1 protein-coding gene and 1 pseudogene (1 of these 2 only partly in view) are annotated in these 2,529 nt (G+C 66.2%); both read left to right on the forward strand.

From position 1 onward, the window contains the following. Positions 1-151 precede the first annotated feature (151 nt). Positions 152-580 carry a hypothetical protein gene (locus tag ADK41_RS41785; RefSeq protein ID WP_158717741.1) on the forward strand — a complete coding sequence of 143 codons (429 nt, stop codon included), beginning with the start codon at positions 152-154 and terminating at the stop codon, positions 578-580. 52 nt (positions 581-632) lie between these two features. Continuing rightward, positions 633-2,529, forward strand: a pseudogene (locus tag ADK41_RS25545) (Helicase associated domain protein); it runs 741 nt beyond the window's last position.

Here is a 2,529-nt window from a genome sequence, read left to right on the forward strand (position 1 = left end):
GAGTGGATGAGGTTGGTGACGTGGGCCTGACTGGCTGTGAGGGGGTGGGGCGCGCTCGTTCGTGTGGGTTCCGGCGTATCACACGCATAGGGTAGATGCAGCATGTAGTGTTGGCGGAAATGGCAGAGATCCTACGTTGCGGAGTGACGAAGTGCAAAGTGTGCTGGCACTGCTTGGAGCAATTCTCGGTGGAACTCTGGTTCTCTTCGGTGATTTCATTCGACGGAGAGTCGAAAGGCGCAAGGAGGAAGTGAATCGACTCGTAGAAGCAAGTGTGCGACTCTCCTCCATGTACAACCGGCTGTGTGGGCAGATCCTTGACGCTTCTATAGCTGGTGTAGCGGTGTCAGATCTGGCCGCTGCAGATCCTCTCCGCTACGAAGTGACGACCCAGTTCTTCATGACTCCTGGTAGTGAGCAGCTTCGCTCTCAGGCTTCCCGTCTGATGGATGCGTATTACCGGCTTCGGGATTCATACGGGCAGGGTTCGGCCTGGGTTGCGGCTCGAGATGAACACGGCTTGGCGGTGCGCGAGTTCGAAGCTGCTGTTCGTGCCATCCTCCACCGCAATCACATCTGACGTTCTACTAGGTCTTTATAATTGCCGGGATTGGAGAGGTAAGGGGAGGTCTGTGATCCAGCTCAAGGAGCACCAGCTAGAGCAGAAGTCAAGTTTCCGAAAGTGGGTCGGATTTCCTGCAAGGTCATCTGTGTCGCCTCAGGGTGCTCGTGGGACGATCGTGTCCGCGACCGGGTCCGGTAAGACGATCATGGCTGCTGCGTGCGCGCTGGAGTGCTTCCCCGAGGGCCGGATCCTCGTGACCGTGCCGACCCTGGACCTGCTCGTGCAGACCGCCCAGGCGTGGCGGGCGGTGGGTCACCGCTCCTCCATGGTCGCGGTGTGCTCGCTGGAGAACGACCCGGTTCTCAACGAGCTGGGGGTGCGCACCACCACCAACCCGATCCAGCTCGCCCTGTGGGCCGGGCACGGGCCGGTCATCGTGTTCGCCACGTACGCCTCTCTCGTGGACCGCGAGGACATCGACGCCCTCGAGGGTCAGCGGAAGGTTCGCGGGCCGCTGGAGGCCGCTCTGGCGGGCGGAGAGCGGCTGTACGGTCAGCGCATGAGGGGCTTCGACCTCGCGATCGTGGATGAGGCGCACGGCACCGCCGGTGATCTTGGTCGTCCATGGACGGCGATCCACGACAACACCCGCATCCCCGCCGACTTCCGGCTCTACCTGACCGCGACCCCACGCATCCTCGCGGCGCCCCGCCCACAGAAGGGCGCGGACGGCCAGGCGCTGGAAGTCGCGTCGATGGGCCAGGACTCGGAAACCTACGGGCCGTGGCTGGCCGAGCTCGGGCTCTCCGAGGCGATCGAACGGGAGATCCTCGCCCCGTTCGAGATCGACGTCCTGGAGATCCGCGACCCCTCCCCCGCCCTCAGAGAGTCCGAGGAGGCGCAGCGGGGCCGGCGCCTGGCCCTGCTGCAGACCGCGCTTTTGGAGCACGCGGCCGCGCACAACCTCCGTACGGTCATGACGTTCCACCAAAAAGTGGAAGAAGCCGCCGCGTTCGCGGAGAAGCTACCGAAGACCGCGGCCGCGCTGTACACAGGTGACACCACCAGCGACGACCTGGCGGCCGCGGAGAAGCTACCAGCGTCCTCGATCGATGCGGCCTTCTACGAGCTTGAGGCCGGACGGCACGTACCCCCGGAGAGGGTCTGGTCGGCGTGGCTGTGCGGCAACCACCTCGTCACCGAACGACGCGAGGTCCTGCACCAGTTCGCAAACGGCATCGACGCCGCCGGCCGCCGGGTGCACCGGGCGTTCCTCGCCAGCTGCCGCGTGCTCGGGGAGGGGGTGGACATCACCGGCGAGCGGGGAGTCGAGGCCGTGTGCTTCGCGGACACCCGCGGCTCGCAGGTGGAAATCGTGCAGAACATCGGCCGGGCGCTGCGGCCCCACCACGACGGCACCACGAAGATCGCGCGGATCATCGTGCCGGTGTTCCTGGAGCCGAGCGAGGACCCGACCGACATGGTCGCCAGCGCCTCGTTCCGCCCCCTTGTAGCGGTCCTCCAAGGACTGCGCAGTCATGATGAACGACTCGTCGAGGAGCTCGCCTCCCGCGCGCTCACCAGCGGCAAGCGCAAGGTTCACATCCAGCGCGACGAAGACGGGCGGATCGTCGGAGCCGGCGGCGAGGGCGACGGCAAGGACCGTGAGCAGGACGGCGCCGACGCTGCGGCCGAGTCGGCGCTGCTGCACTTCTCCAGCCCGCGCGACGCGGCGACCATCGCGGCGTTCCTCCGGACGCGGGTGTACCGGCCCGAGTCCCTGGTCTGGCTGGAGGGCTACCAAGCCCTGCTCCGTTGGCGGAAGGAAAACGAGATCACGGGCCTGTACGCCGTGCCCTACGGCGCCGAGGTACAGGTCGGGGCGACGAAGTCCTTTCCGCTGGGCAGGTGGGTGCATCAGCAGCGCAAGGCGCTGCGGGCCGGGGAGCTGGAGCCGCGCCGCA

It is taken from the genome of Streptomyces caelestis (assembly GCF_001279005.1).
Classification (GTDB): Bacteria; Actinomycetota; Actinomycetes; order Streptomycetales; family Streptomycetaceae; genus Streptomyces; species Streptomyces heliomycini.